18 protein-coding genes and 1 tRNA gene are annotated in these 23,787 nt (G+C 38.1%); 5 read left to right on the plus strand and 14 right to left on the minus strand.

Annotated features, from left to right (window positions below; translation table 11 throughout):
* Positions 1-227 precede the first annotated feature (227 nt).
* From FL972_RS05570 to FL972_RS05595, 6 genes are all read right to left on the minus strand, one after another.
* Positions 228-1,250, minus strand: a complete 1,023-nt coding sequence (locus FL972_RS05570) for a PorP/SprF family type IX secretion system membrane protein (RefSeq protein WP_144604091.1) — start codon at positions 1,248-1,250, stop codon at positions 228-230.
* Positions 1,247-3,589 carry a PKD domain-containing protein gene (locus tag FL972_RS05575; RefSeq protein ID WP_144604092.1) on the minus strand — a complete coding sequence of 781 codons (2,343 nt, stop codon included), beginning with the start codon at positions 3,587-3,589 and terminating at the stop codon, positions 1,247-1,249. The genes FL972_RS05570 and FL972_RS05575 overlap by 4 nt, the downstream gene beginning before the upstream one ends.
* 86 nt (positions 3,590-3,675) lie before the next feature.
* Positions 3,676-4,947 (minus strand): adenylosuccinate synthase, encoded by a 1,272-nt coding sequence (locus FL972_RS05580; RefSeq protein WP_144604093.1) that lies wholly within the window; start codon positions 4,945-4,947, stop codon positions 3,676-3,678.
* 162 nt (positions 4,948-5,109) lie between these two features.
* A complete protein-coding gene (locus FL972_RS05585; RefSeq protein WP_144604094.1) occupies positions 5,110-5,451 on the minus strand; it encodes an STAS domain-containing protein in 342 nt (113 codons plus the stop codon).
* Between the two features lie 3 nt (positions 5,452-5,454).
* Entirely contained in the window at positions 5,455-5,922 is a 468-nt protein-coding gene (locus FL972_RS05590) for a Fur family transcriptional regulator (RefSeq protein WP_144604095.1), read from the minus strand.
* Between the two features lie 53 nt (positions 5,923-5,975).
* A complete protein-coding gene (locus FL972_RS05595; protein WP_144604096.1) occupies positions 5,976-8,195 on the minus strand; it encodes a RelA/SpoT family protein in 2,220 nt (739 codons plus the stop codon).
* Between the two features lie 160 nt (positions 8,196-8,355).
* On the opposite strand from FL972_RS05595, the gene FL972_RS05600 reads away from it, so the two are divergent.
* The 4 genes from FL972_RS05600 (at position 8,356) to clpX (ending at position 11,834) form a co-directional block, all read left to right on the plus strand.
* Positions 8,356-8,437 (plus strand) — tRNA-Leu (locus FL972_RS05600).
* A 94-nt stretch (positions 8,438-8,531) separates the two neighbouring features.
* Positions 8,532-9,860 (plus strand): trigger factor, encoded by a 1,329-nt coding sequence (tig, locus tag FL972_RS05605; RefSeq protein ID WP_144604097.1) that lies wholly within the window; start codon positions 8,532-8,534, stop codon positions 9,858-9,860.
* A 74-nt stretch (positions 9,861-9,934) separates the two neighbouring features.
* Entirely contained in the window at positions 9,935-10,603 is a 669-nt protein-coding gene (locus tag FL972_RS05610) for a ClpP family protease (protein WP_091655105.1), read from the plus strand.
* Positions 10,604-10,607: 4 nt separating this feature from the next.
* Entirely contained in the window at positions 10,608-11,834 is a 1,227-nt protein-coding gene (gene clpX, locus FL972_RS05615) for an ATP-dependent Clp protease ATP-binding subunit ClpX (protein WP_144604098.1), read from the plus strand.
* Positions 11,835-11,905: 71 nt separating this feature from the next.
* On the opposite strand, the gene FL972_RS05620 is transcribed toward clpX, so the two are convergent.
* The 3 genes from FL972_RS05620 to FL972_RS05630 form a co-directional block, all read right to left on the minus strand.
* Complete coding sequence (locus tag FL972_RS05620; RefSeq protein ID WP_144604099.1) at positions 11,906-13,408, minus strand: S1C family serine protease; 1,503 nt, start codon at positions 13,406-13,408, stop codon at positions 11,906-11,908.
* Between the two features lie 160 nt (positions 13,409-13,568).
* A complete protein-coding gene (locus tag FL972_RS05625; RefSeq protein ID WP_144604100.1) occupies positions 13,569-13,997 on the minus strand; it encodes an Hsp20/alpha crystallin family protein in 429 nt (142 codons plus the stop codon).
* A gap of 350 nt (positions 13,998-14,347) precedes the next feature.
* Complete coding sequence (locus FL972_RS05630) at positions 14,348-14,539, minus strand: cold-shock protein (RefSeq protein WP_024281570.1); 192 nt, start codon at positions 14,537-14,539, stop codon at positions 14,348-14,350.
* 88 nt (positions 14,540-14,627) lie between these two features.
* On the opposite strand from FL972_RS05630, the gene FL972_RS05635 reads away from it, so the two are divergent.
* Positions 14,628-15,125: a SixA phosphatase family protein gene (locus tag FL972_RS05635; RefSeq protein ID WP_144604101.1), complete on the plus strand. Its 498-nt coding sequence runs from the start codon at positions 14,628-14,630 to the stop codon at positions 15,123-15,125.
* Between the two features lie 20 nt (positions 15,126-15,145).
* Here FL972_RS05635 and FL972_RS05640 read toward each other — a convergent pair whose 3' ends face one another.
* The 5 genes from FL972_RS05640 to FL972_RS05660 form a co-directional block, all read right to left on the minus strand.
* Positions 15,146-15,871, minus strand: coding sequence for an SDR family NAD(P)-dependent oxidoreductase (locus FL972_RS05640; protein ID WP_144604102.1), 726 nt, complete (start codon positions 15,869-15,871; stop codon positions 15,146-15,148).
* A gap of 191 nt (positions 15,872-16,062) precedes the next feature.
* Entirely contained in the window at positions 16,063-17,454 is a 1,392-nt protein-coding gene (gene hslU / locus FL972_RS05645; protein WP_144604103.1) for an ATP-dependent protease ATPase subunit HslU, read from the minus strand.
* 77 nt (positions 17,455-17,531) lie between these two features.
* Positions 17,532-20,009 carry an endopeptidase La gene (gene lon, locus FL972_RS05650; protein ID WP_144604104.1) on the minus strand — a complete coding sequence of 826 codons (2,478 nt, stop codon included), beginning with the start codon at positions 20,007-20,009 and terminating at the stop codon, positions 17,532-17,534.
* A gap of 415 nt (positions 20,010-20,424) precedes the next feature.
* On the minus strand, positions 20,425-22,431 hold the full coding sequence (locus FL972_RS05655; RefSeq protein WP_144604105.1) for a hypothetical protein: 2,007 nt from the start codon (positions 22,429-22,431) through the stop codon (positions 20,425-20,427).
* A gap of 2 nt (positions 22,432-22,433) precedes the next feature.
* The gene (locus FL972_RS05660; RefSeq protein ID WP_144604106.1) at positions 22,434-23,708 is read right to left on the minus strand and encodes a hypothetical protein; all 1,275 of its coding nucleotides are present in this window, start codon (positions 23,706-23,708) and stop codon (positions 22,434-22,436) included.
* Positions 23,709-23,787 lie beyond the last annotated feature (79 nt).

Raw genomic sequence — 23,787 nt, forward strand, 5'->3', positions numbered from 1 at the left:
TCCCCGCGCCGTTTGCGTCGATTGGGAGTGCAAATATCGGGGGATTATTTCAGGATACAATAGATTCTATAGAAAAACTGCTAGATCAGATCTAATCTCTTGATTATGAATCAGAAAAATTTTCAAAATTTCTTGAATTAAAAAGCCAATTTCCACGAAGAATTAAATGATTAAAAAGATAATTGTATTAATTATCAGTATAATATTCTGAATCTCAGCCAAAAAACTCAAAACCTGAAACTTGGCAAGGCCGGATAGCTATTTTTCCTCCTTTTATTAGAAGTGAATACATATCTAAATGAAAGTTCATGAGCTCCCCCGGAAACAGATTGTCCTAGTTTTGAAACTGAAAAGTCAAAAGAGTAACCCAACTCAATCCCTGAATCCAAGGATATCCCAACCAAGGCAATTAAAGACTCACTATTTGGCAACTGGTACTTAGTTGGAAGACCTCGGTACCACAAACCAAGGATTAATGGCTCAAAGAAAAATTCAGCACCAATATCCAGTTGATTATACAATCCCTGCTGTCTATAATTAAAAGCAATGGCCATAGATCGTTCCTGATCATAATTATTCAGATACTCATTGATATAGCCAGGAGCCAATTCAAACCTATATCCTCCATGTACCCCAAACCTCATAGGTAAAGTGTTTTCACTTTCTGAAAGAAAACTAATCGAGGGTTCCAATAAATGAAAGGCTGAACCTCCCATCCAAAACTTTTTCCCATAAAATAAAAAGCCAGTATGGGCATCAAATGAACGAAGCTTGCTTTCCCCCTCAAATCCATCTCCCGGCTGTCCAATAATCACTCCTCTGTTGATATCGAGCTGCGTGCCCAAAATGACTCTATCAAAATACACATCTCTTCCAGTGAAGCTACCTTGAAAGCCAATCTGAAAGAATGTATTCTCTGATAATTTCAAGCGGTAACTATATAGCAAACCCACTTCATACCATTGACTTTGAGTAAAGGACTCTTTTGCCCCTGTTATTATAACACCTACCCCACTATTCAAATTTTCAAAGTAATGATCTCCATAGGCTGTAGATGCTAAAAAACTCTGATCTAATGCTGGCCATTGATTTCTAAAATTAAAACCTACCCTGCTTTCGTCAGTACTGCCGGCAAATGCTGGATTTAAATAAAACGGGTTGGCATAAAATTGCGAGTATTGAACATCCTGTCCTTTCGAAAAGAAACAAATCAGAAAAAACAAAACCGCGAAAATCGAAAATTTACTCATCTGATCAGCTTAAATTTTCCACTCTCTTTTACTTGCTCTCCTTCTGTAGAAACACCATTGAATCGATAGATATATGTACCAGCATCCACTAATTTCCCCTCGATGGTTCCGTCCCATCCTGCACCATTCAATTCATTGCTCTGGAAAATCAAATCACCCCACAAATTAAAAATCAAAAGTTCTGCACTGAACAGCCCCTTGTATTTGGGAGTGTAAGTTTTATTTTCCTCTAAGCCCGGAGTGAATCCGGTCGGAAACATTACCCGGAAACTTTTGGTAATAGAAATAGTCTTAGTCAAGCTTTTTTGACAGCCAAACCTGTCAGTCAAGGTTAAAGTAACTTCAAACTCTCCCTTTTTTCCGAAAACATGCACAGGATCTCTATTTTGAGAGGTTTCCCCATCTCCAAAATCCCAAGACCAGCGGATAGTTCTTGTGTCTGACATATCTGTAAACTGGATAGGATCATCAGGAAAAATACCACCTTCTGCATCCCCTCGAATATCTGTACCTTGAACAACAAAGTCATAACCAATCAATAGTTCTTCCTCCTGGATGAATACCTCCACTTGATTGGAGCCGGAATAACAATCAAATTCTTTAGGCTTCACAAAGACTTCGTAAGTGCCACTTTGATTTAAAGTTGAAATCTCTTCGTTTTCCAATTCCAAACCATTCCCCGTCAATAAATAATCAAAAGACTCTGGATCATAAGAGGATATACCTTCAAAAATATTTACTGGCTCACCAGGAATGCATCCAACAACTAATTCATCAAAAATTAATTCTGGATACTCGGGATATACCACCTCAATCGGATCCGATTTAGCAGGACAATTATTTCTATTGTAAGCCCAAACCTCTACCATGCCCTCTTCACTTATAATGAGCTGGTCAGAGGTTTCATTTACTATCAATTCCCCATCTAGATACCATTCGTATCTAGTATATTCTTCATTCCCACTCGCAATAAAAGTCAATGATTCTCCAGGACAGCTATTGATACTTCCTTCAACAACTTCTTTACCGATGACCTCCAAACTTACTGGCTCTGGAGACTCTTGTATCCTTAAGGTAATTTTATTCCCTTCAGAAGCTTTTCCATAATTATCTCCAATAGTGTAAAAAACGGTCACCTCTTGACCGGCAAAGCCTTCATTTGGAAAAAATGTGTAGGCTCCTTTTTCTCCTGCTTCCAGAATTCCTTCCGGCAGAACCAAATATCTGTTTTGTTCCAAACATCTTGCCTGAGTACAGATATCGTCTGCCTGTGCCTGAATTTCCTCCCTTGTCCTGTAAAATTGCAAACAGCGAATCTCTGAGTCAACATTGGGTAAAACCACATCCTGATCCAAAATAAAAAACTGATTTTCCTGTCCCTCACAAGTAGCAACATCTTCGAAATCTATTCCGATGGGATTTTCCAAAGCGTCGTCATTAGACACTTCAACTTGAAGATTTCTGATTTCATGAAAATTGGTAAAGCCTCCGGTAGAAGCTGCAAATCCGATTTTAAGATTTTTCGGTGCAGGAAAATCATAAGGCCTATCGAATATGGTCACCATTCTCGGTTGATTGGACTGAGTAGTAACCATCATTCTCAAGGTGAGAAAAAAACCTACTCCATTAGGATTGGGTTCTAATTCTAAAAACACCTTTCTATAGCCAGGCTGATTAGGATCTGTCACTCTAGTAGTCCCTGATCCACCAGAGCTAATTGGGAATTGTGCTCCTGGATTGAGCCCATCGTTATTATTTCCTGTTGTATTGGTTTTTCTTCCTACTATAAACTGATAACCCTGAAATCCATTTCCTGGTCCCCTTACTACAATAGCATCTGGTACTCTTTCTTCAGGCTGAATATTAGAAAACCTACCAATCCTTCCCTCGCCACTGTTGCCGAAATTCCCAAACTCATCAAAGCCAATTCCTATGTAGGCATTACTCAATCCAGACTCATTATTTCTAGGAGCATAACCTAAAGAGCCTCCAAATCCGCCTGGTGAAAAATTCTGTGTATCTCCATCAAATAAAAAAATGGTCAAACCATCAGCCAGAAACTGGCCTGTTCCTCCATAACTGAAGTACTCAAATTCTGCCTTAATCCCGTAAATGGATGGAAATGGTACATCAATGTAAACATAACCTACCTGATCATTCAAATTACTAGTTAGTCGCAAGACCCCGCCTGTCAAAGAGGCATTTCCCCCAAAAATGGTCTTAGATTGAGTGCCTGGCGTTTGAAAACTTTCACAATATGGAAATCCTGTCTGAGCTTTAACTCCTACCAAGAAATTCAAAAAGATTAACAGACCGATTGCAAAAAATTTAAAATTCATTCTCCCACACATTTTGCTAAAAATACGAAATGATCTCAGCACAAAAAGAAAAAAGCCTCGAATGGTTAAAATCCGAGGCTAAATTTTTATCTCATAATGGTTTGGACTCTATCAGGCCCCACCGAAACCAATTTAATTGGGACATGGAGCTCTTTTTCCAGATAAGATACATAGTCTTTCAATTCTTGAGGGAAATCCTCATAAGACCTAACGTTTTCCAAAGAGCAATTCCAGCCTTTCATTGTCTTGTAAACTGGCTTGACTTCAGTATCGGTGATTTCAAAGCTCAAACGATCGATCTTTTCTCCATTTGGAAGTTCATACTGGGTACAAACTTTGATCTCTTCGAAAATATTCAACACGTCTGCTTTCATCATAAACAACTGAGTGACTCCATTGATCATGATACTATATCTCAAAGCCGGCAAATCCAACCATCCACATCTTCTCGGACGACCGGTCGTACTTCCAAATTCATTACCTTCTTTTCTCATGTCCTCCCCAGTCTGATCAAACAACTCAGTTGGGAATGGACCACTCCCTACACGGGTACAATAAGCTTTGAAAATTCCAAAAACATCTCCGATTTTGGATGGAGCAACCCCCAAACCTGTACACGCTCCTGCGGTCATGGTACTTGAGCTAGTTACAAATGGATAGGAGCCAAAATCTACATCCAGTAATGAGCCTTGAGCCCCCTCGGCAAGGATTCTTTTATTAGCTGATAAAGCTTCATTGACCACATACTCACTATCGATTAGATTGAGTGTCTTGAAAAATTCAATCGCGTCAAAGAATTGCTTTTCCATTTCAGCCAATTGATCCAGAGGAAAGTCATAAAAAGACAAGGTAGTCTTATGCTTTTCTAAGAGCGTATTATATTTCTCCTTAAACTCAGGGCTTAAAATATCTCCTACTCGAAGAGCAGTTCTTCCAATTTTATCTTGGTAAGTTGGACCAATTCCCTTGAGTGTTGATCCAATTTTCTTATCTCCCTTCGATTGCTCGTAGGCAGCATCCAATAATTTATGGGTTGGAACAATGATGGTGGCTTTCTTTGAAATCACCAAGTTTTTCATGTAATCAATGGAAAACTTACCCAATCCTTCTATCTCTTTTTTCAACACCACCGGATCCAGCACCACACCATTTCCAATAATGTTAAGAATCTGAGATCTAAAAATTCCTGAAGGAATTTGGTGTAAAACATGCTTGATGCCATCAAACTCCAATGTATGTCCTGCATTGGGGCCTCCCTGAAAGCGGGCTACGATTTCATATTCAGGAGCTAAAACATCTACAATTTTTCCTTTTCCTTCATCTCCCCACTGGAGACCCAGAAGTACATCCATCTTCATTTGATGTGCGGTCTAAACGGTTAATCAAAGTCTTTTTGAAGGGCGAAATTTGCGATTCGAGTAAAGAAAACCAAGTGAATTAGGATAAATAATTACCTGAACCAAAAAGAAAAAGTCAACCCGCCCGTGAACAGGTTGACTTTGTATCGCATTCAATTTCTATTAATTTTTCTTTTGAAACTCCTCTACGGAATCAAAAACAGTGAATATGTTATTCAATTTCGTAATGATCAGCAACTTTTTAACATGATCCGAGGGTGAGGTAAGATAAACTTCCCCTCCTACATTTCGCATTTTGGTCAACATGGTGATAAGAAGGCCAATCCCTGAAGAACTGATATATCTCACTTCGCTCAGATCAATAACAAAATTTTTTGTATCCTCTTCAATCGCATCGGAAACCACCTCCACTAGTTTGGGCCCAACTTCATCACCGATCAAATCCCCTTGGATATATAAATAATGCGCTTTTTCGTCCTGAGCGCTTCTGTATGTTAATTTCATTTTTTAATTAGTGGGTCTATTTTCACATTTTTCCTTGGTACAATTACCATACAAAATCAATGAGTGATGCATCACTTTGAAATCCAAAATATCCCCTACGGTATTTTGAATATTTTGGATACGGGGATCACAAAATTCCATCACCTGATTACAGTCTACACAGATCAAATGATCATGCTGCTTGTACCCATAGGACTTTTCAAATTGAGCGAGATTTTTCCCAAATTGATGTTTGGTCACTAAATCGCATTCTACCAAAAGATCCAAGGTGTTATAAACAGTAGCTCGGCTGACGCGGTAATTCTTATTTTTCATACTGATGTATAGAGACTCCACATCAAAATGCCCGCTTCGGCTATAAATTTCTTCTAGAATCGCATATCGCTCAGGAGTCTTCCTAAGCTTTTGATTTTCGAGATAGGCTGTAAATATTTTCTTTACTTCTTCGAAATGAGTTGTATTCAAAGACATTGGCTTCTTTTTTTCCAAATATAACTTTTGATAGGGAGAAAAGATTCATTTGTTCAATCAAAGCGTGAAACCTTGATGATTCCCTCTACCTGACTCAAATTTTTCATCAATTTATCCAAATGCTCTGTGCTGTGGACATAGAGCTTGATTGTTCCTTCGAAAATCCCCGCATCTGAATCCACTGTGATTGAACGCATGTTTACTTTCAATTCATTGGATATCACCTTAGTAACATCATTAATCAAGCCCACACGGTCTGTACCTACAATGTGTAAACCTGCTAAAAACGCAATTTCCTTTTGACTGGTCCATCTGGCTTTGATTACTCGATTTCCATGATTAGAAAGTAGTTCCAAGGCATTGGGACAGGAAGTCCTATGGATTTTAATTCCTTCATTGACAGTCACAAATCCAAAAACATCATCTCCCGGGATAGGGTTACAGCATTTTGCAAGGATATAATCTACTACATCCATGTCCTCCCCTATAAGTAGCTGATCGTGATCAGGTCCTTTCAAGCTTTTGATTTCTTTGGTGAATGTACTTTCATCTTTCACCTTTTCCTGAATAGCCTTGTGCTTCAGCTTTTGGGTTTCTTTGAAATCTTTGAAAGACTTGATAGTGGTAGGATCAATAATTCCTTTTCCAACTCTGTAGTAAAATTCATTCGCTGTTTTCAATTCAAAGAAGGCCCGTAACTTTTCTACAGTTTCTGAATTGAAATCCATCTTCATCTGCTTAAGCTTTCTTTGAATGATCTCTTTTCCATCCAAAATGGCAGATTTCTTCTCCTCTCTCAGGGCATCCTTGATTTTAGCCTTAGCGCGAGAGGTCATCACATTATTCAACCAATCCTCTGTCGGCTTTTGCTTATTGGAGGTAAGAATCTCTACCTGATCTCCATTTTTAAGCTTGTGGTTGATAGGCACCAACTTCTGATTCACTTTGGCTCCTATACATCTGGCCCCTACTTCCGTGTGAATTTCAAATGCAAAATCCAAAGCAGTCGCTCCAAATGGCAAAACCTTCAAATCGCCTTTAGGAGTAAAGACAAAAACCTCCTCATGAAATAAATTTCCACGGAAATCATCCATGAATTCTATAGCGTTTCCATCATTGGATTCGAGCATACTCCTTACCTGAGTGATCCAGTCATCCAATCCAGAACTTCCCTTACCACTACTGTCTTTCTCCTTGTATTTCCAATGTGCAGCATAACCTCTTTCCGCAATCTCATCCATTCTGGAAGTCCTGATTTGTACTTCCACCCACTGCCCAGTATTACTCATTACAGTAGTGTGAAGAGACTCATAGCCATTAGACCTCGGAGTACTAATCCAATCACGCAGTCTGTCTGGGTTGGGTCTATAAAAATCAGTGACAATAGAATAGACCTGCCAGCAATCTGCCTTTTCGCTTTCCAATTCACTATCCAAAATAATACGAACCGCAAACAAGTCATATACCTCTTCGAAAGGAATCCCCTGCTTTTTCATCTTATTATAGATTGAAAAAACAGATTTCGGTCTACCCTTAATGGTGAAAGAAAAGCCTTGGCGATTCAACTCTTCCTCAATTGGCTGAATGAAAGACCTGATGAACCTATTTCTATAGGATTTCGATTCATTAATCTTATTAACAATGTCCTTATAGGTATCCGTATCGGTGTATTTCAGATAAAGATCCTCTAATTCCGACTTAATCGCATAAAGTCCCAATCGGTGTGCAAGTGGAGCGTACAGATACATTGTTTCTGAAGCGATTTTCAATTGCTTATGCCTAGGCATGCTGGCCAAAGTCCGCATATTGTTGAGACGATCTGCAATTTTGATCAAAATCACCCTCACATCATCTGAAAGGGTCAGGAGCATTTTTCGGAAATTCTCAGCCTGTTGAGAACTCCCATACTCAAACACCCCGGAAATTTTAGTCAAGCCATCTATAATGGTCATGACTTTATGTCCAAACTCCCGGTCTATATCTTCTAACTCCCAATCAGTATCTTCTACTACATCATGTAATAAAGCAGATACAATTGAAGTGGTGCCCAATCCGATTTCTTCCACACAGATCAATGCTACTTCTAATGGATGATAGATATAGGGTTCTCCCGACTTCCTCCTCATATCCTTATGAGCCTCCAGAGATACATTGAAAGCTCTTTTAATGAGCTTTGCATCCCCTTCCTTCAGGATGGGTTTGGCTTGACGAAGAATTCTTCTATATCGCTTTAAAATTTCTTTTCTTTCTTCTTCGAGGTCTACTTGAATCATACTGAGGGAATTTACTACAAAAATGGAAGCTGTCTCTTAATTTTTGGAAATGATTTTAGATTTTTTTTTGGGTGAGCATTTGCAAATTATCTTTTAGTACCTACATTTGCATCCACAATTGAAAACGGGATGTAATATCCGGATTTGAATTGGTTCAACTGCGGATGTGGCGAAATTGGTAGACGCACTAGACTTAGGATCTAGCGCCGCGAGGCATGGGGGTTCGAGTCCCTCCATCCGCACACATACCGAACCCTCAATCACTCGACTGTTTTTCACAAACAGGAAAGAGATTGGGGGTTTTTAGTTAATCTTCATCATAAACATACAAGCGCTTTGGAAATCACATTAGACAAGCACTCAGCAAATCAAGCTTCTATTAAAATTAAGCTAACAGAAGCAGATTATCAACCGAAGGTAGATGCCAAATTGAAAGATTATGCTAGAAAAGCTAATATTCGTGGCTTCAGACCTGGGAAAGCTCCAATTTCCATGGTTAAAAACATGTATGGAACTTCCGTTTTAGTGGAAGAAATCAACGAGATTTTGGGTGAATCTTTGAATAAGTATCTGAAAGAGCAAACTTTCAGAGTTTTGGGTGATCCACTTCCAGTAGAAAACGTTGAGGAGAAAATCGATTGGAAAAATCAGAAGGATTTTGACTTTGAATACAAAATCGGCTTTATAGAGAATTTTGAATTGCCGCTTGATAAGAAAATCAAAGCAACCAAATACGCTATTAAGGTAGATGACAAATTGGTCAATGAAACCATTGAGAATCTAACATCTCAGTATGGAAACAGCACCAATCCGGAGACTTCTGAAGAGGGTGATAATATTTATGGAGATTTAAAAGTTGCTGAAGGAGATTTCACTAAAACTCTTTCTTTGCCACTTTCTAAGTTGAGCAAAAAATTAGCTAAAAAATTCATCGGTCTCGGTAAAGATGCAGTAGTTGAGTTTGACGCTAAAGACGTGAAAAAAGGCGAGTGGGAAGAGGCTTTTGACTTTTCTGAAGATGAAATGCAATTTGCCAATGGAGCTTTTACATTCACTGTAAAAAACATCAACAGAACTGAAGAGGCGAAAATGGATCAGGAGTTCTTTGATAAAATCTTTGGTCCGGATCAGGTTAAGTCTGAAGAAGAATTCGTAGCTAAGGTAAAGGATACTCTTCAGTCTAATTACGATAAAGAATCCAAAGTTTTCACTGAGGAAGAATTAAAGAAAGTGTTGGTAGAAAAGGCCAACCTTGATTTGCCGGAAGACTTTTTGAAAGAGTGGTTGCTTAAAGCAAACGAAGGGAAAGTCACTCAGGAAGACGTTGATAAAGAATTCCCAATCTATGCAAGACAACTGATTTGGTCTTTGGTTTCTAATGAGTTGGCTAGAGCTAATGAAATTAAGGCGGAGCACGAAGATGTTATCGCTAAAACCAAAGAGATGATCAGAGAGCAATTTGCAGCGAGTGGTCTTGGATCTCAAATGGAAGACAGCATGGATATGTTTGTAGACAATTATCTCAAAGGAGAAGAAGGTCAAAACTATATGAACATGCTAACCTCAGTACAGAATGATAAAGTCTTATCATTTGTACAGGAAAAAATAGACATGAAAGAAAAGGAAATAAGCATTGATCAGTTCAAGGAACTTTTAGAAAAGTAAAATGCTTTTAGCTCTATAAAAAAGTCCTTATTTAAGGGCTTTTTTTATTTTTGTTAACCACAACATACATAGATATGATCAATAAAGAAGAATTCAGAAAGTATGCGATTCACAATCAAGGTGTAAGCGGCACCGCATTTGATCAGTATACACAACACATCGAGAATATGACTCGCTCTGTGATCGAGGAGAGACCTCAAAACTTTAGAGAAATTGACGTCTTTTCAAGATTGATTATGGACAGAATCATTTTCTTGGGAACAGGAGTAGATGATCACATTGCCAATATTATTGTTGCGCAGTTGCTGTTTTTGGAATCAGTGGATTCCAAAAAGGATGTACTCCTTTACATCAACAGCCCGGGAGGATCAGTTACAGCAGGATTAGGCATTTACGACACGATGCAGTACATTGGTCCAGATGTAGCTACTATCTGTACAGGAATCGCAGCTTCGATGGGCGCAGTTTTGCTTGCCGGTGGTGCGAAGGACAAAAGATCTGCACTAAAGCATTCCCGAGTGATGATTCACCAGCCTTCTGGAGGAATGCAGGGACAGTCTAAAGACATGGAAATATCTCTTAAATTAATTCTTTCCATGAGACAGGAGCTGTACCAAATTCTGGCAAATCATACAGGAAAAACCTACGAAGAAATTGAAAGAGATTCAGATCGTGACTATTGGTTGAAAGCTCCTGAAGCTAAAGCCTACGGTTTGATCGATGAAGTACTTGTAAAAAAATAATTAAATGGCTCAGGTAACCTGCTCCTTTTGCGGTAGAAACAAAAAAGATGTTGACTTGATGGTATCGGGTATTTCTGCCCATATCTGTAATTTCTGCATCGAGCAAGCACATATGATTCTTGGTGAGGAAGAAAAAACCAAGAAAAGTACTGCTTCCAAACCAAAGTTTAATCTCAAAAAACCGAAGGAGCTTACCTCCTATCTGGACCAGTATGTAATCGGTCAGGAGGATGCTAAAAAAGTTTTAACAGTAGCTGTCTACAACCACTACAAGCGACTTCAGCAAAAAGTAGAAAAGGATGATATCAAGATTGAAAAATCCAATATCATCATGGTTGGAGATACGGGAACAGGAAAAACCTATCTGGCAAAAACTCTGGCTCGGATTCTTGAGGTTCCATTTTGTATTGCTGATGCTACCGTTTTGACTGAAGCTGGATATGTCGGTGAAGATGTAGAAAGTATCTTGACCAGATTGCTCCAGGCAGCAGATTATAATGTAGAAGCTGCTGAAAGAGGGATTGTCTATATCGATGAGATTGACAAAATCGCCAGAAAATCAGACAACCCATCAATCACTAGAGATGTCAGTGGAGAAGGTGTGCAGCAGGCTATGCTCAAACTTCTGGAAGGAACGGTGGTTAATGTACCACCTCAAGGAGGAAGAAAGCATCCAGATCAAAAAATGATCGCTGTGAATACAGAGAACATTCTCTTCATCTGCGGAGGTGCATTCGACGGAATTGCCAGACATATTGCCAAGCGCCTTAACACTCAGCCATTAGGCTTTAGTAAGGCTTCTGAAGCATCCATAGCGGACAGAGAAAATCTTTTGCAATATGTAACTGCTCAAGACCTCAAAGCTTTTGGTTTAATTCCAGAATTGATAGGAAGACTTCCTGTATTGACCCACTTGGATCCACTTCATAAAGAAGCACTGAAAAGAATCCTGACAGAACCAAAAAATGCATTGGTGAAACAATATCACAAGCTTTTGGAAATGGAAGGAGTAAAGCTAGTATTTGAAGAAAGTGGCCTTGACTTCATTGTAGAAAAGGCTGTGGAATATAATCTAGGTGCAAGAGGGCTTCGTTCTATTTGTGAAGCAATCATCACTGATGCTATGTATGAACTTCCTTCTAATGAGGACATCAAAGAATTGGTCATAGATGAAGAATATGCCAAATCTCAATTTGACAAATCAAAGTTCAAGAGACTTCAAGTAGCATAAGCATTTTATAAATCAAAAAAGCTCGCTGGAATTACCCAGCGAGCTTTTTTTATGATTAGTTTTCTTTATCCCTATTCGAGTTCAACCTCAAAGTAGTATTCTGTACCATCATTAAACATACCCAGTACAACAATTTCCTCTCCTGATAATTTGGAGAGTGTAGAAATTATAGACTCGGCATCAGTTACTTTATACCGGCCATTTTCGGCAATAATTGATGTTACGATAAATCCTGGTCTTGCCCCTGCGCTTCTCCATTTAGGAGCCCCCACAGTATTAATCAAAGCTCCACCGGATATTCCTAATCTTTCCTTTTGTTCAGTGGAAAGGTTTTCAAAGATCAAGCCTTCAAACTCATAAGTTTTAGGAATTACCTTTTTAACAATATTTGTATCTCCTTCGAAGTTTTTCAAAGTCGCATTGGTCTTAAAGGTCTTGCCATCGCGGATATATTCCACCTCCACTTTGTCTCCGGGGCGTTTTCTAGCTACCATTTCCTGTAGCATTGCCACATTGGTTACCGATCTTCCATCAATCCCAATAATGATATCACCGGCCTTCAATCCGGCCTCTTTTCCTCCGCTACCTTCATTGACTCCTCCAATATATACTCCTTGCTCCACAGGGAATTCTATATTCAAACGATCAGATAATTCTGGGCTAACATCTTGGATACTTACTCCCAAAAGACCTCTTTGAACTGTTCCGTATCGCATTAAATCATCCATAACCTTTTTCACCAAAGAACTAGGAACTGCAAATGAATACCCAGCAAAAGTTCCTGTATTGGATGCAATGGCTGTGTTAATACCAATTAACTCTCCTGCTAAATTAACCAAAGCCCCTCCTGAGTTACCTGGATTAACTACGGCATCTGTCTGGATGAAGGATTCAATCTGCAGGTTGTTTTCCACATCTCTCAAAATGCCAATATTTCTAGCTTTGGCGGAAATAATTCCAGCTGTAACGGTAGAATTTAAGTCAAAAGGATTACCTACTGCTAGTACCCATTCTCCGATTTTGGTTTGATCAGAATTTCCAAACTTTACATATGGCAGCCCCTTAGCTTCAATTTTCAATAAAGCCAAATCCGTAGTAGGGTCTGTACCAATAACCTTAGCTACAAAACGCTTATTATTTTCTAATGAAATATCAATTTGAGTAGCTCCATCAACCACATGGTTATTGGTGACAATGTATCCGTCTTCAGAAATAATCACTCCAGAGCCTGAGCTCACCGGAGCTTGCATTCCAGGACCACCCTGTCTGCCCCTTGGAGGAATGCCAAAGAATTCTTGAATTGGATCTCTTTGGGACCTTGTACCTCCGTAAGAAATTGTACTTTTTACGTGGACCACTGCCGGGGTCACAATACCGGCAGATGCCACAAAATTGATCCCATCGGGAATGGTGAAATTTTCACCGTTTAATAAATTAACAAAACTGGTCTGCTGCTTTTCATCAAAGCTTGTAGCTTCTTGAGGTTGAATCAAAAAACTCACCCCAGCCAAAGCTACAATACCCCCAATCAGAGAGGCCAGAAGCATCCCAAGAAAGAATTGTTTTTTGCTCATAGTTTATAGAATTATTTCTGTTACAAATTTATAAAGACGAAAGGCTCAATAATAAAGCCTTTTGATGTGGCTAAAACCTCAAATTAACAAGAATTAACCGCATTTCACATCCTTTTAAATAAACTCAAAAATAAAGAGCGGGGTTTTTCCGCTCTTCAAATTATTTGACTTCTATGACAGACTTCAAATTCTTTTTTTCAGTTTTTGGAATGGAAATTTTCAAAACTCCATCCACGTATGTTGCTTCGATTTTTTCACTTAATACATTTTCAGGCAAGTAAAAGGATCTGCTAAAGGAACCAAAATGAGTCTCTATGCTATGATAATTTTTCCCTTCTTTTTTCTCCTCAATTTTTCGCTCTCCTGATATAGTTAACCTTCCTTCGGTAAGATCGATATTGAAATCAGATTTTTTCATTCCCGGCACAGCGAATTCAATTTCAAAGCTTTTATCATCTTCTGAAATATCCACAGCAGGATTAAACTGCTTATTCATTGGGATAAAATTATCATTAAAGAACCTGTCTAACATGCTACTGAATGTGGTTGGAAATTCAGTACTGGTCGGATTATATTTTGTAAGTTTCATGATGTTTTTGGTTTAAGTTGTTTACACCAACTAATAAGAAAAACTTGTACCACTTGATTTTTCCTGCCTCTTTGACAGATTTTTCCATGTAAAAGTCAAATATTCAGACGTATTGACATGATAAAGAGCACGTTAGCAGATAATAAATAGCTTTATGAAATCGAGCACAACGCAAGCGACATACACCGGGATGCCACGATGTATCGGGGAGAATATGCAAGATTCTCCCGAATCAAATTCGGGACAAGCTATCTGACCTCTAAAAAATAAATTTTAAACAGATTATATAGATAAAACAAAAAAGCCTCCGAAAAACGGAGGCTCCTTTACATCATTATTCAAAAACGCATTTATGCTTTTTTGACGTTGATGGCGTTTGGTCCTTTTTTGCCATCCTTGACGTCGTATGTAACTTTGTCATTTTGGGCAACTTTGTCCACCAATCCGGTTGCGTGTACGAAGACATCGCTTTGGGACTCATCATCCACGATAAATCCAAACCCCTTGGCTTCATTGTAAAATTTTACTGTTCCGGTAAACATAATAAATTGTTATAAATTGTAACTGAATTGCTTTAAAAGTAAATATTCGTCTAAAAAAAACAAAATAATCATTTTTTATTTTACGCATATGAAAAAAATTGTTTTGATCCGACATGCCAAATCTTCTTGGGATAATCCTTGGTTAAACGATCATGATAGACCCTTGGCGGAAAGAGGAATTAAAGCTGCTCCCATCATGGGAAAGGGACTCTTAAAGAGAGGAATTAAACCAGATCTTATCCTAAGCTCCTCCGCTGAAAGGGCGGTGGCTACTGCAAAACTGATTGTGGAAGCAATGGAAGCCTCCCCAGAAATCATTGAAATTGAGCCCAACCTATATCATGCCTCTCCTTCCGTCATGATGAAATATATTCACATGCAAAAGGATTCAAAAGAAACCCTTTTCTTGGTAGGTCATAACCCCGGGTTGAATGACCTTATAGAATATTTGGGAGAATATATAGACAATCTTCCTACAGCAGGGATTTTCTGTTTTAACTTATTGGTAGATTCTTGGGCCGAAATGCATTCAAAAACAGTAAAAAAAGATTTTTGGGACTACCCAAAAAACAAGAAAAGATCCTAATTCCTTTTTTATCTCAAATTTCAGAAGTTTCTCACATCTTGAATAACATCCTCAAATTTAGATGGATTGCTAATAAGAAAATCAATTTTTGCCGCTACATCTTCAGGAGAGCTTAAATCTCCATTTTCTTTAAATCCTTTGAATTTTTCTATATCCGGAAAATCAGATTCATTGGAATTTCTAATCTCTGCCTGCATCTCAGTATCTACAATTCCTGGAGCTAGACTGTAGAAGTGGAATTTATCGGATTTGTTCTCTTTGGCTGCGACCATCGTAAACATAGCCAAAGCAGCTTTGGTACTGCAATACCCTCCCCAACCCGAAACTGCTCTTTTAGCTGCTCCTGAACTGATATTGATCACTTGTTTTCTAGCCTCGTTGAATTTGTAAGTCTTGATAAAGGAGTTGGTCAAGAACATGGGGGCTAATAGGTTCAAATTCACTTGCGTGCGTAATTCTGCAGGATGCAAACTACCTATAGGCTTGACTTCGCCTATCCAGCCTGCATTATTGATCAGAATAAACTCTTCGTAGTTATCAATGGGAAAGACAGAGTCTAACTCTTTCTGCAAAACTTCCAATTCAGAAAGGTCCAAAGAAATTTGGGTTAGATTGGAGGCCTCGATTTCAAGTTTTGTCCTTGAAATTGCCAGAACATCAAAACCCTCCTTATTCAGAAAATGATCTAGTATAGCTCTGCCTAGGCCTTTACTGTGGCCTGTTAAAATTAGTAGTGATTTACTCATTGGGTGAACAAGTGATTCACTTTTACCTAACAAGGATCATCCCAATTTTTAAAATGATTTAAACAAAAATATGTAATCAATTAAATATCAGTTACTTATGGTTTTAAAATATTTTAAACACCTAGCTTATATCAAAAAAAAGAAGGGTTTTGAATGAAAACCCTTCTACAATTAACGGTAAGAAACCTATATCACAGAATATATTGTGAGAGATCTCGGTTTTTCACCAAAGTATTTAATCTTTCCTGTACCATTTCCTTGGTGACCATAATTTTTGAGTTGGCTTCTATGGTGTCCGGTACCTCAAACAAGAAGTCATTCAGTAAATGAGACATCACAGTATGCAGTCTTCTTGCTCCGATATTTTCTACTTCTTGATTGATCAAAAATGCCAATCGAGCTATTTCTTCAATGGCTTCATCATTGAATTCAAGAAATACCTGCTCTGCCTCAAATAATGCCTGATACTGTTTGGTCAAAGCATTTTTGGGTTCACGAAGAATTCTTGAAAAGTCTTCTTGGGTTAGGCTGTTCAACTCCACTCTAATCGGGAACCTACCTTGAAGTTCAGGAATCAAATCTGAAGGCTTACTCACGTGGAAAGCACCCGCTGCAATGAATAGAATATGATCGGTATTGATTACGCCATATTTGGTGTTCACCGAACTTCCCTCTACGATCGGCAATAAGTCTCTTTGAACACCTTCTCTACTTACATCTGGCCCACCACCATTCTTGCCTGATTTGGAAGCAATTTTATCGATCTCATCAATGAAAATAATCCCATTGTTTTCAGCCAATTTAATTGCTTCTTCCTTTACTTCATCAAAATCTATCAACTTGGAGACTTCTTCTTCCAGCAAAACCTTTCTGGCTTCTGCTATGCTAAGCTTTCGCTTTTTGGTCTTCTTTGGCATCATGTTGGAAATCATGTCCTGAAGGCCCGCCATACTGGCATCATCCATCATTCCATTTCCAATCATTCCCACTCCTACCGGAGAAGAGGCTTTCACATTGATTTCTATTTTTCTATCATCCAGATCTCCGTTTCTGAGTTTTTCACGAAATCTTTCTCTGGTTCTTTCATTGAGTTCACCGTCAGAACCCGGTTCTTCCTGATCATTTATAACAGGTGCTGTTCTAAACCCTGCACCCTTGACAGGAGGAATCAAAATATCCAAAATAATTTCTTCAACTGATTCGGAAGCTTTAGCCTTTACAGCCTCATTCTTCACTTCTCTCACCAAATGAACCGCCTGCTCTACCAAATCCCTAACCATACTTTCCACGTCTCGACCGACGTAACCTACTTCGGTAAATTTGGAAGCCTCCACTTTGGTAAAAGGTGCTTGAGCGACTTTTGCCAATCTTCTGGCAATTTCTGTCTTACCTACACCGGTAGAACCTATCATCAAAATATTGTTTGGAACAATATCTTTTTGAATTTCAGATTTGACCATCATTCTTCGAATTCTATTTCGAAGCGCAATGGCTACATTTCGTTTTGCGTCCTTTTGTCCTATAATATATTTATCTAACTCAGCGACGATCTGTCTCGGAGTTAAAGAAAGTATTTGATCCATCTTGTAATTTTTTAAATTTTAAACTTGATCAGTTTCCCTTAGAAAACTAAAAAGGGGAGTTTTTTCTCCCCGCTTAATTATTCAGCATTTTTGGCATCAGCCTGAAAGGAAAACCTTAACGGCTTCTCCACTTTAGACTTCAGTAAAGCAATATCCAACACCTCACTTACTTTATCTACAAAGTGAAAATCTATTCCTTTGATATACTGCTCATCGATTTCTTCGATATCCCGCTTGTTCTTCTTGCAAAGAATAATTTCTTTAATCCCTGCTCTTTTAGCTGCTAAGATTTTCTCTTTGATCCCTCCAACAGGCATTACTTTCCCAATCAAACTGATTTCACCTGTCATAGCTACTTTCGCCTTCACTCTTCTTTGGGTATAAACAGAGGCCATTGCAGTCAACATAGTAATACCCGCAGATGGTCCATCTTTTGGAACTGCACCCGCTGGGACGTGAATGTGCAAATCATATTGATCAAATACTCTATGATCAATCTCCAAATGCTCTGCCTGTGACTTCAAATAAGATAGCGCTGTCATAGCAGATTCTTTCATCACATCCCCCAACTGGCCAGACAAGGTTAACTTCCCTTTTCCTCTACTCAAGCTAGATTCAATAAATAGAATTTCACCTCCTACACTGGTCCAGGCCAAACCAGTCACTACACCTGCCACGGAATTATCCTGATAAGTTTCCTTATCAAACATCTCAGAACCCAAGATTTTACGAACGGCCTCTGCATTGATTTTAGGTTCATACTCCTCTTCCATCGCAATAGACTTGGCCACATTTCTAACAACTTTACCTATGGCTCTTTCCAGATTACGAACCCCTGATTCCCGGGTATAATCCTCGATAATCTTCACCAAAGCACTTTTGTCAAAACGAATTTGATTGGCTTTAAGTCCATGCTCTTTTCTTTGCTTAGGAACTAGGTGTCTTTTGGCTATTTCTACTTTCTCTTCCTGAGTATACCCAGTCACTTCAATGATTTCCATTCTATCTCTCAACGCAGGCTGAATGGTATCCAATGAGTTGGCAGTAGCGATAAACAGAACCTTGCTCAAGTCATATTCCACTTCCAGATAATTATCAAGGAAGGCGAAGTTCTGCTCAGGGTCCAATACTTCCAAGAAAGCTGAACTTGGATCTCCTCTAAAGTCCGATGAAAGTTTGTCAATCTCATCCAAAACGAAAACAGGATTGGATATTTTCACCTTTTTCATGTTTTGGATAATCTTACCTGGCATAGCGCCCACATAAGTCTTTCTGTGACCTCGGATCTCAGCCTCATCATGCAGACCACCCAATGACATTCGGATATACTTTCTTCCCAAGGCTGCGGCTATGGATTTCCCCAAAGAGGTTTTCCCAACCCCAGGAGGTCCGTAAAGACATAGGATTGGGCCTTTGAGATCATTTTTTAACTTTAAAACAGCCAAGTATTCGATAATTCTTTCCTTGACTTTCTCAAGACCAAAGTGATCCGCATCCAAAATTTCTTTGGCATGCTTGAGATCAAAATTATCCTGAGTAAACTCATTCCATGGCAATTCCACCATGGTTTCTGCATAGTTGAGCGCAATTGGGTATTCTGCAGCAGAAGGATTAATTCTTAAAATCTTATCCAGTTCTTTTTCAAAATGCTTAGCAACTTCCGCAGGCCAGTTTTTCTTGGCCCCTCTAACTCGCAAATCTTCCACCTCTTTCTCAGGACCTTCTTCCCCCAGTTCAGTTTGAAGAACTTTCATTTGTTGACGCAAGAAATAGTCTCTTTGCTGCTGGTCGATATCAGTATGTACCTTCTTTTGGATTTCTGATTTCAGTTCTAACATTTGGATATCCTTCATCATGAATTCCAAAAGCAAAGTAGCTCTTTCTACCCCATCATTGATCTCCAATAATCGCTGCTTGGATTCGACTGGAGCATTAATATTGGAAGAAAGGAAATGGGTAAGAAATGGAGTATTGTCAATATTATCCAAAGCTACTTGAGCCTCTCTTGGGATTTCTGGATTCAGATGAAGAATTCTGGTAGCTGCGTCTTTCAGAGACTCTTCCAGCGCTTGTATTTTCTTGGAGCTTTTTGGGAAGTTTTCATCAAGGAAATCCACTTTAGCGATAAAGTAAGGGTCATCAGTAACCTGCTCCCTGATTTTAAATCGCTTTTTACCTTGAATTATAATCGTGGTATTTCCATCAGGAAGGACTATCATCTTGATAATTTTGGCCAATGTCCCTACTTGATAAATATCCTCCCAAGCCGGATCATCATTATTAGGATTGATCTGCGCGCAGACCCCAATCATCTTATCGCCCTTTTGGGCTTTTTTAACCAGTTTGATTGACCTTTGCCGTCCAACAGTGATTGGAATCACCACCCCTGGAAAAAGTACCGTATTTCTAACAGATAAAATCGGAATTTCTTCCTTTAATATTTCTTTTCCATTTTGATCATCTTCTTCATCTGTGATTAATTGGATCAGATCTCCCTCTCCTGCATACTCACCTACCATAAGATTATCAAATAAGGAATTTTCGAATTGACTCATATAGACATTTTGACAGTTAAACTGTCGTTTTTTGACTTGGTTTAAGTTAGACCTCCAATGTACGAAGGTCTGTGCTTAAAGTTCAATGCCTGTGCCAAAGAAAGAATGGGTCAGAATGGCAGAGATGAGCGATACAATTTGAAAAATACTTTGTGAATGAGCCCACCATTCATCTCCCATTAAAATTTTATGGCTCAACAAAAGGATCGCTTATCAAAAGGAATCTTAATCGGCATATCATTAATCAAGTTCTATTGAATACTTCCTTTATCACGCATTTTTAAATTTAATATATGGGTAACAAATTAGTCACAGAAATAAAAGATTTAAGGATTTTTGATATTGCTTTATAAAGGCCCCCTAAAACGAATCAGGCAAAGAACTAAAACTGAAAATCAATGAATAAATCAACAACTTAGTTAGAAAGGTATGCTGGGTCAAACTCGTATAAGCTAAAATCAACGCCTAAGTATGCCTTATCTTTCAAATTAAATGCTGAAGAAGAATTAAATCGCTGTCCAGTGTTTACAGGATATAAATCCACCTCTCCAGAGCTTAAATCAAGTCTTTCGATCTTATCTTCTTGAATAAAATAAGAAAAACCATTTATTTGGACAGGTTGGTGGACATAAAACGAACTTCTCAAGTCTACCCTATCTTTGATAATTTCCCATTCAAATGTGGAAAAATTTTTCTTAGCCAGAGTATAAATTCCATTCTGAAAATCTGCAATCAGACTGTAAAGTTGGTCACTAAAAATAAAGTGCTTGTAAATAGCATTAGATTCTAATTTTGAATCTGACAATCTCTCCCAATTTTTAGAATTCAAATCTAACTTCCACCTTTCCCTGCTAGGAACCAATCTAAATTCTTCGTACCTAAGACCTTGTTCGAAAATTAAGCTATTTCCAACTTTATATACTATTTTAAATCCAACCAGACCTTCAGGCAGCTCGGTAAGCTGATCAAGTTTTTTCGTTTGTGGATTAAACCAATAAATATTTTTATTTAGGTTAAATTGAGATTGAGCGCCACCACCAATCAGGATTTTCCCATCTATTTTTTCGAAAAAATAATTTTCTCGATGAGGAATTTCACCAACCTTATTTGATAAATATGGGTATTCAAATCCAACTTTCATCAAGTTGGAATTCTCAATGTAATATCCCTCATCTTCTATGACTAATCCTTTTTGGGGAAAAGAAGAAAATTCTTCAGGTCCTCTCCTCAAAGCAATCACTGGATCATTTACTTCTAAAGAAACGGGATTGGAATAAAGATCAAAGTTCTTGACCCGAAGCGTTAAAAATCTACTGGGAACTTGTCCAAAAGAGTATTTTAATTGCGTGCTTGAAGCTAGGTTAGGCCTACTGAAAATTTCATCATGTTGATCAATTAGATTGTTGAAATTAGCAACAGAAGGAATGAAGTTTTTTCCATTCAATATCAGTTCTGAACTTTTAGAGAGTTTGATTGAAGTATTTTCAACCACAGGTGCCTTCAAAGTATATCTTTTACCAAGGTCATAGGTTATCCCTCTCATTTCCACAGATATTTCTGGACTTATAGTAGAATTTGCAGAGGGATTGGAAATATTGTATGCTTGAAAAACCATCTTAGTAGAATCCAAAAATATAATCTCTCTTTGGACCCCATTAACATATAAGGTTGCGGGAGCGAATGAAAAATTTTGACCTTCAACCTGAATCGAATCGGTAAAATTCAGTTCTTTTAATTCAGCTTGTTCAAATGATGGCTCAATAAAGCGAGAACTATAAACCCCAAAAAACTCTTTTCCTGCAATTCTAAATTTCATTGCAGTTTGAACATTTTGCCCTTCAATTCTAAGAGGGAAGTCAGCAGGAATAATTATTTCAAAGTTTTCAGAATCGAGCAGTTCAACATCCATTGGTAGCCCTCCAATTTCTGCTGAATAATTTGACTTGATAGAGCTAAATTTTTTTCCCTTTATTCTTACTCTTTCCTCTACTCCTTTGAATAATATGGGCCACTCCACGGAATCTACCAAAAAACCTTCAGAGCCTTGACTTTGAAAAGAAACCTCCTCGGAATATAAAGTAGCTGTCGAAGTTTTTAAATAGGCAGCTACAAAATAAATTTTCCCTTTTTCCAAATTACTGTCTGCTATCAATTCAAAATATTCACCTGGATTACCAGACTCCCTCACAAAATCAGCATTGTGAAGTTTCGGATCTCCCAAAGGAGAGAAAACAAAACCATATTCAATGATTGGCTCTGAACCAAACTCGTAAATAGTTGCACCAAATTGCACCCCTGAGGAGGATATCTCCTGAATAAGTGCTACGCCAAATTGGGGGTTATTACGGGGAGATAAGCTCTCGTTTTCACAAGAAAAGGCAATAAAAGCAACAAGGAAGAGGGAAAAATGAATAATTCTCATAATTAAAACTGGATTCCAATGTTTAGACTAGTATCAAGCCTGTGGTAAGTACTTTCAAATTGATTGATAGTAGAATAGTAATAGTTAGGCAGATATCTTAATTGCAGCTCAGTCAGGATCAATAATTTTTGACTTATTTTCTTTTTAAATCCAATTTGAGTAAAAGGAAAAACGGTGTTTTCCTGCACTTTTAAAAACCCTTTTTCAAATATTGAAAGATAGTCTTGGTTAGTCCAATCAACTTCTATCATTCCAAATTCACTTGTCAACTTAGAAAAAGCAAAACCGATACCCATCCCCATATACACTAGCTGATTGGGCTTCTTATAAACCTCATAGTTGAAACTCAAGGGTATAGATAAGGTCTCAAGCTGAAATTCTTCTTGCCCTTTAAAAAATCCTATTGGATGATCCAAATCCGAACCTAATTCTTGAACGGACCTTTCAGCTTGAAATGAAATCTGGAAGTTGAACCTCGGAAGATTCCTGAAATCCTCAAACTGTAAGCTATAACTCGCCTGATATCCACTCGAAAAGGTCAGCCTATCTTTTCTACCCTCCTCCTTTTGATTTGATCTAAGTCCTGACCTATTTATTCCAAATTTTACTTGTGATGCTACTTTAAAAATTGGGATTTTGGCTACGTGAATGATGTATTCTGCGTTTTCACATTTATGGAATTTTTCCAGCAAAATGATTAAATCATTTTCCGTAAGCTTTGTTTTTTGCAAAATTGGAGCTACCTGACCAAAGCAATCCCCTGCCATCAGGGCCGAGAACAACGATAAGTAAGGCACATACCTACTTGAATTTTTTATGGAAATATCCTTAGTCTCATCATAAACTGACCTTAACTCATAAATCTCTAAGCCATTAAAAACATAATATCTATCTCCTAAAGAATATAGACTCATTAATTGACCTGAAAATAGCCTTTGTAAAAATTGTCTTTTAGAAGATCCTGGAATTAGTACACTTTCAAAAACTCTTCCATTTGAAAGTTGAAATCCTTTTATCTGATTGGCATCAAAACTAGATCTCAAACCGTCAGAATTTTCAAATACAATCTCTTCATATTTATTGGAGTCAAAATTCCTGACAATTTTCCCTACTTTCTTCTCGAGGGTATTCAGTATGATAAATTCTTGGTTTCCCTCTAGATTAGAATTGAAAGATTTAAGATCCTCATAAGTAATCGACTGGCTCAGGGCTGAAAAATGAATCAATCCTAGAAAAAAGGCTAAGATTACAAGCCTTAAGTAAATTTGAAAACGCATATAAACTGATAACTCATAAATTGATTAAGAAAGTCCTGATTTCCTTGGGTAAAAAAACCTGCATCGAAAATCTTTTAAG

It is taken from the genome of Algoriphagus algorifonticola (assembly GCF_007655305.1).
GTDB classification, from domain to species: Bacteria; Bacteroidota; Bacteroidia; order Cytophagales; family Cyclobacteriaceae; genus Algoriphagus; species Algoriphagus algorifonticola.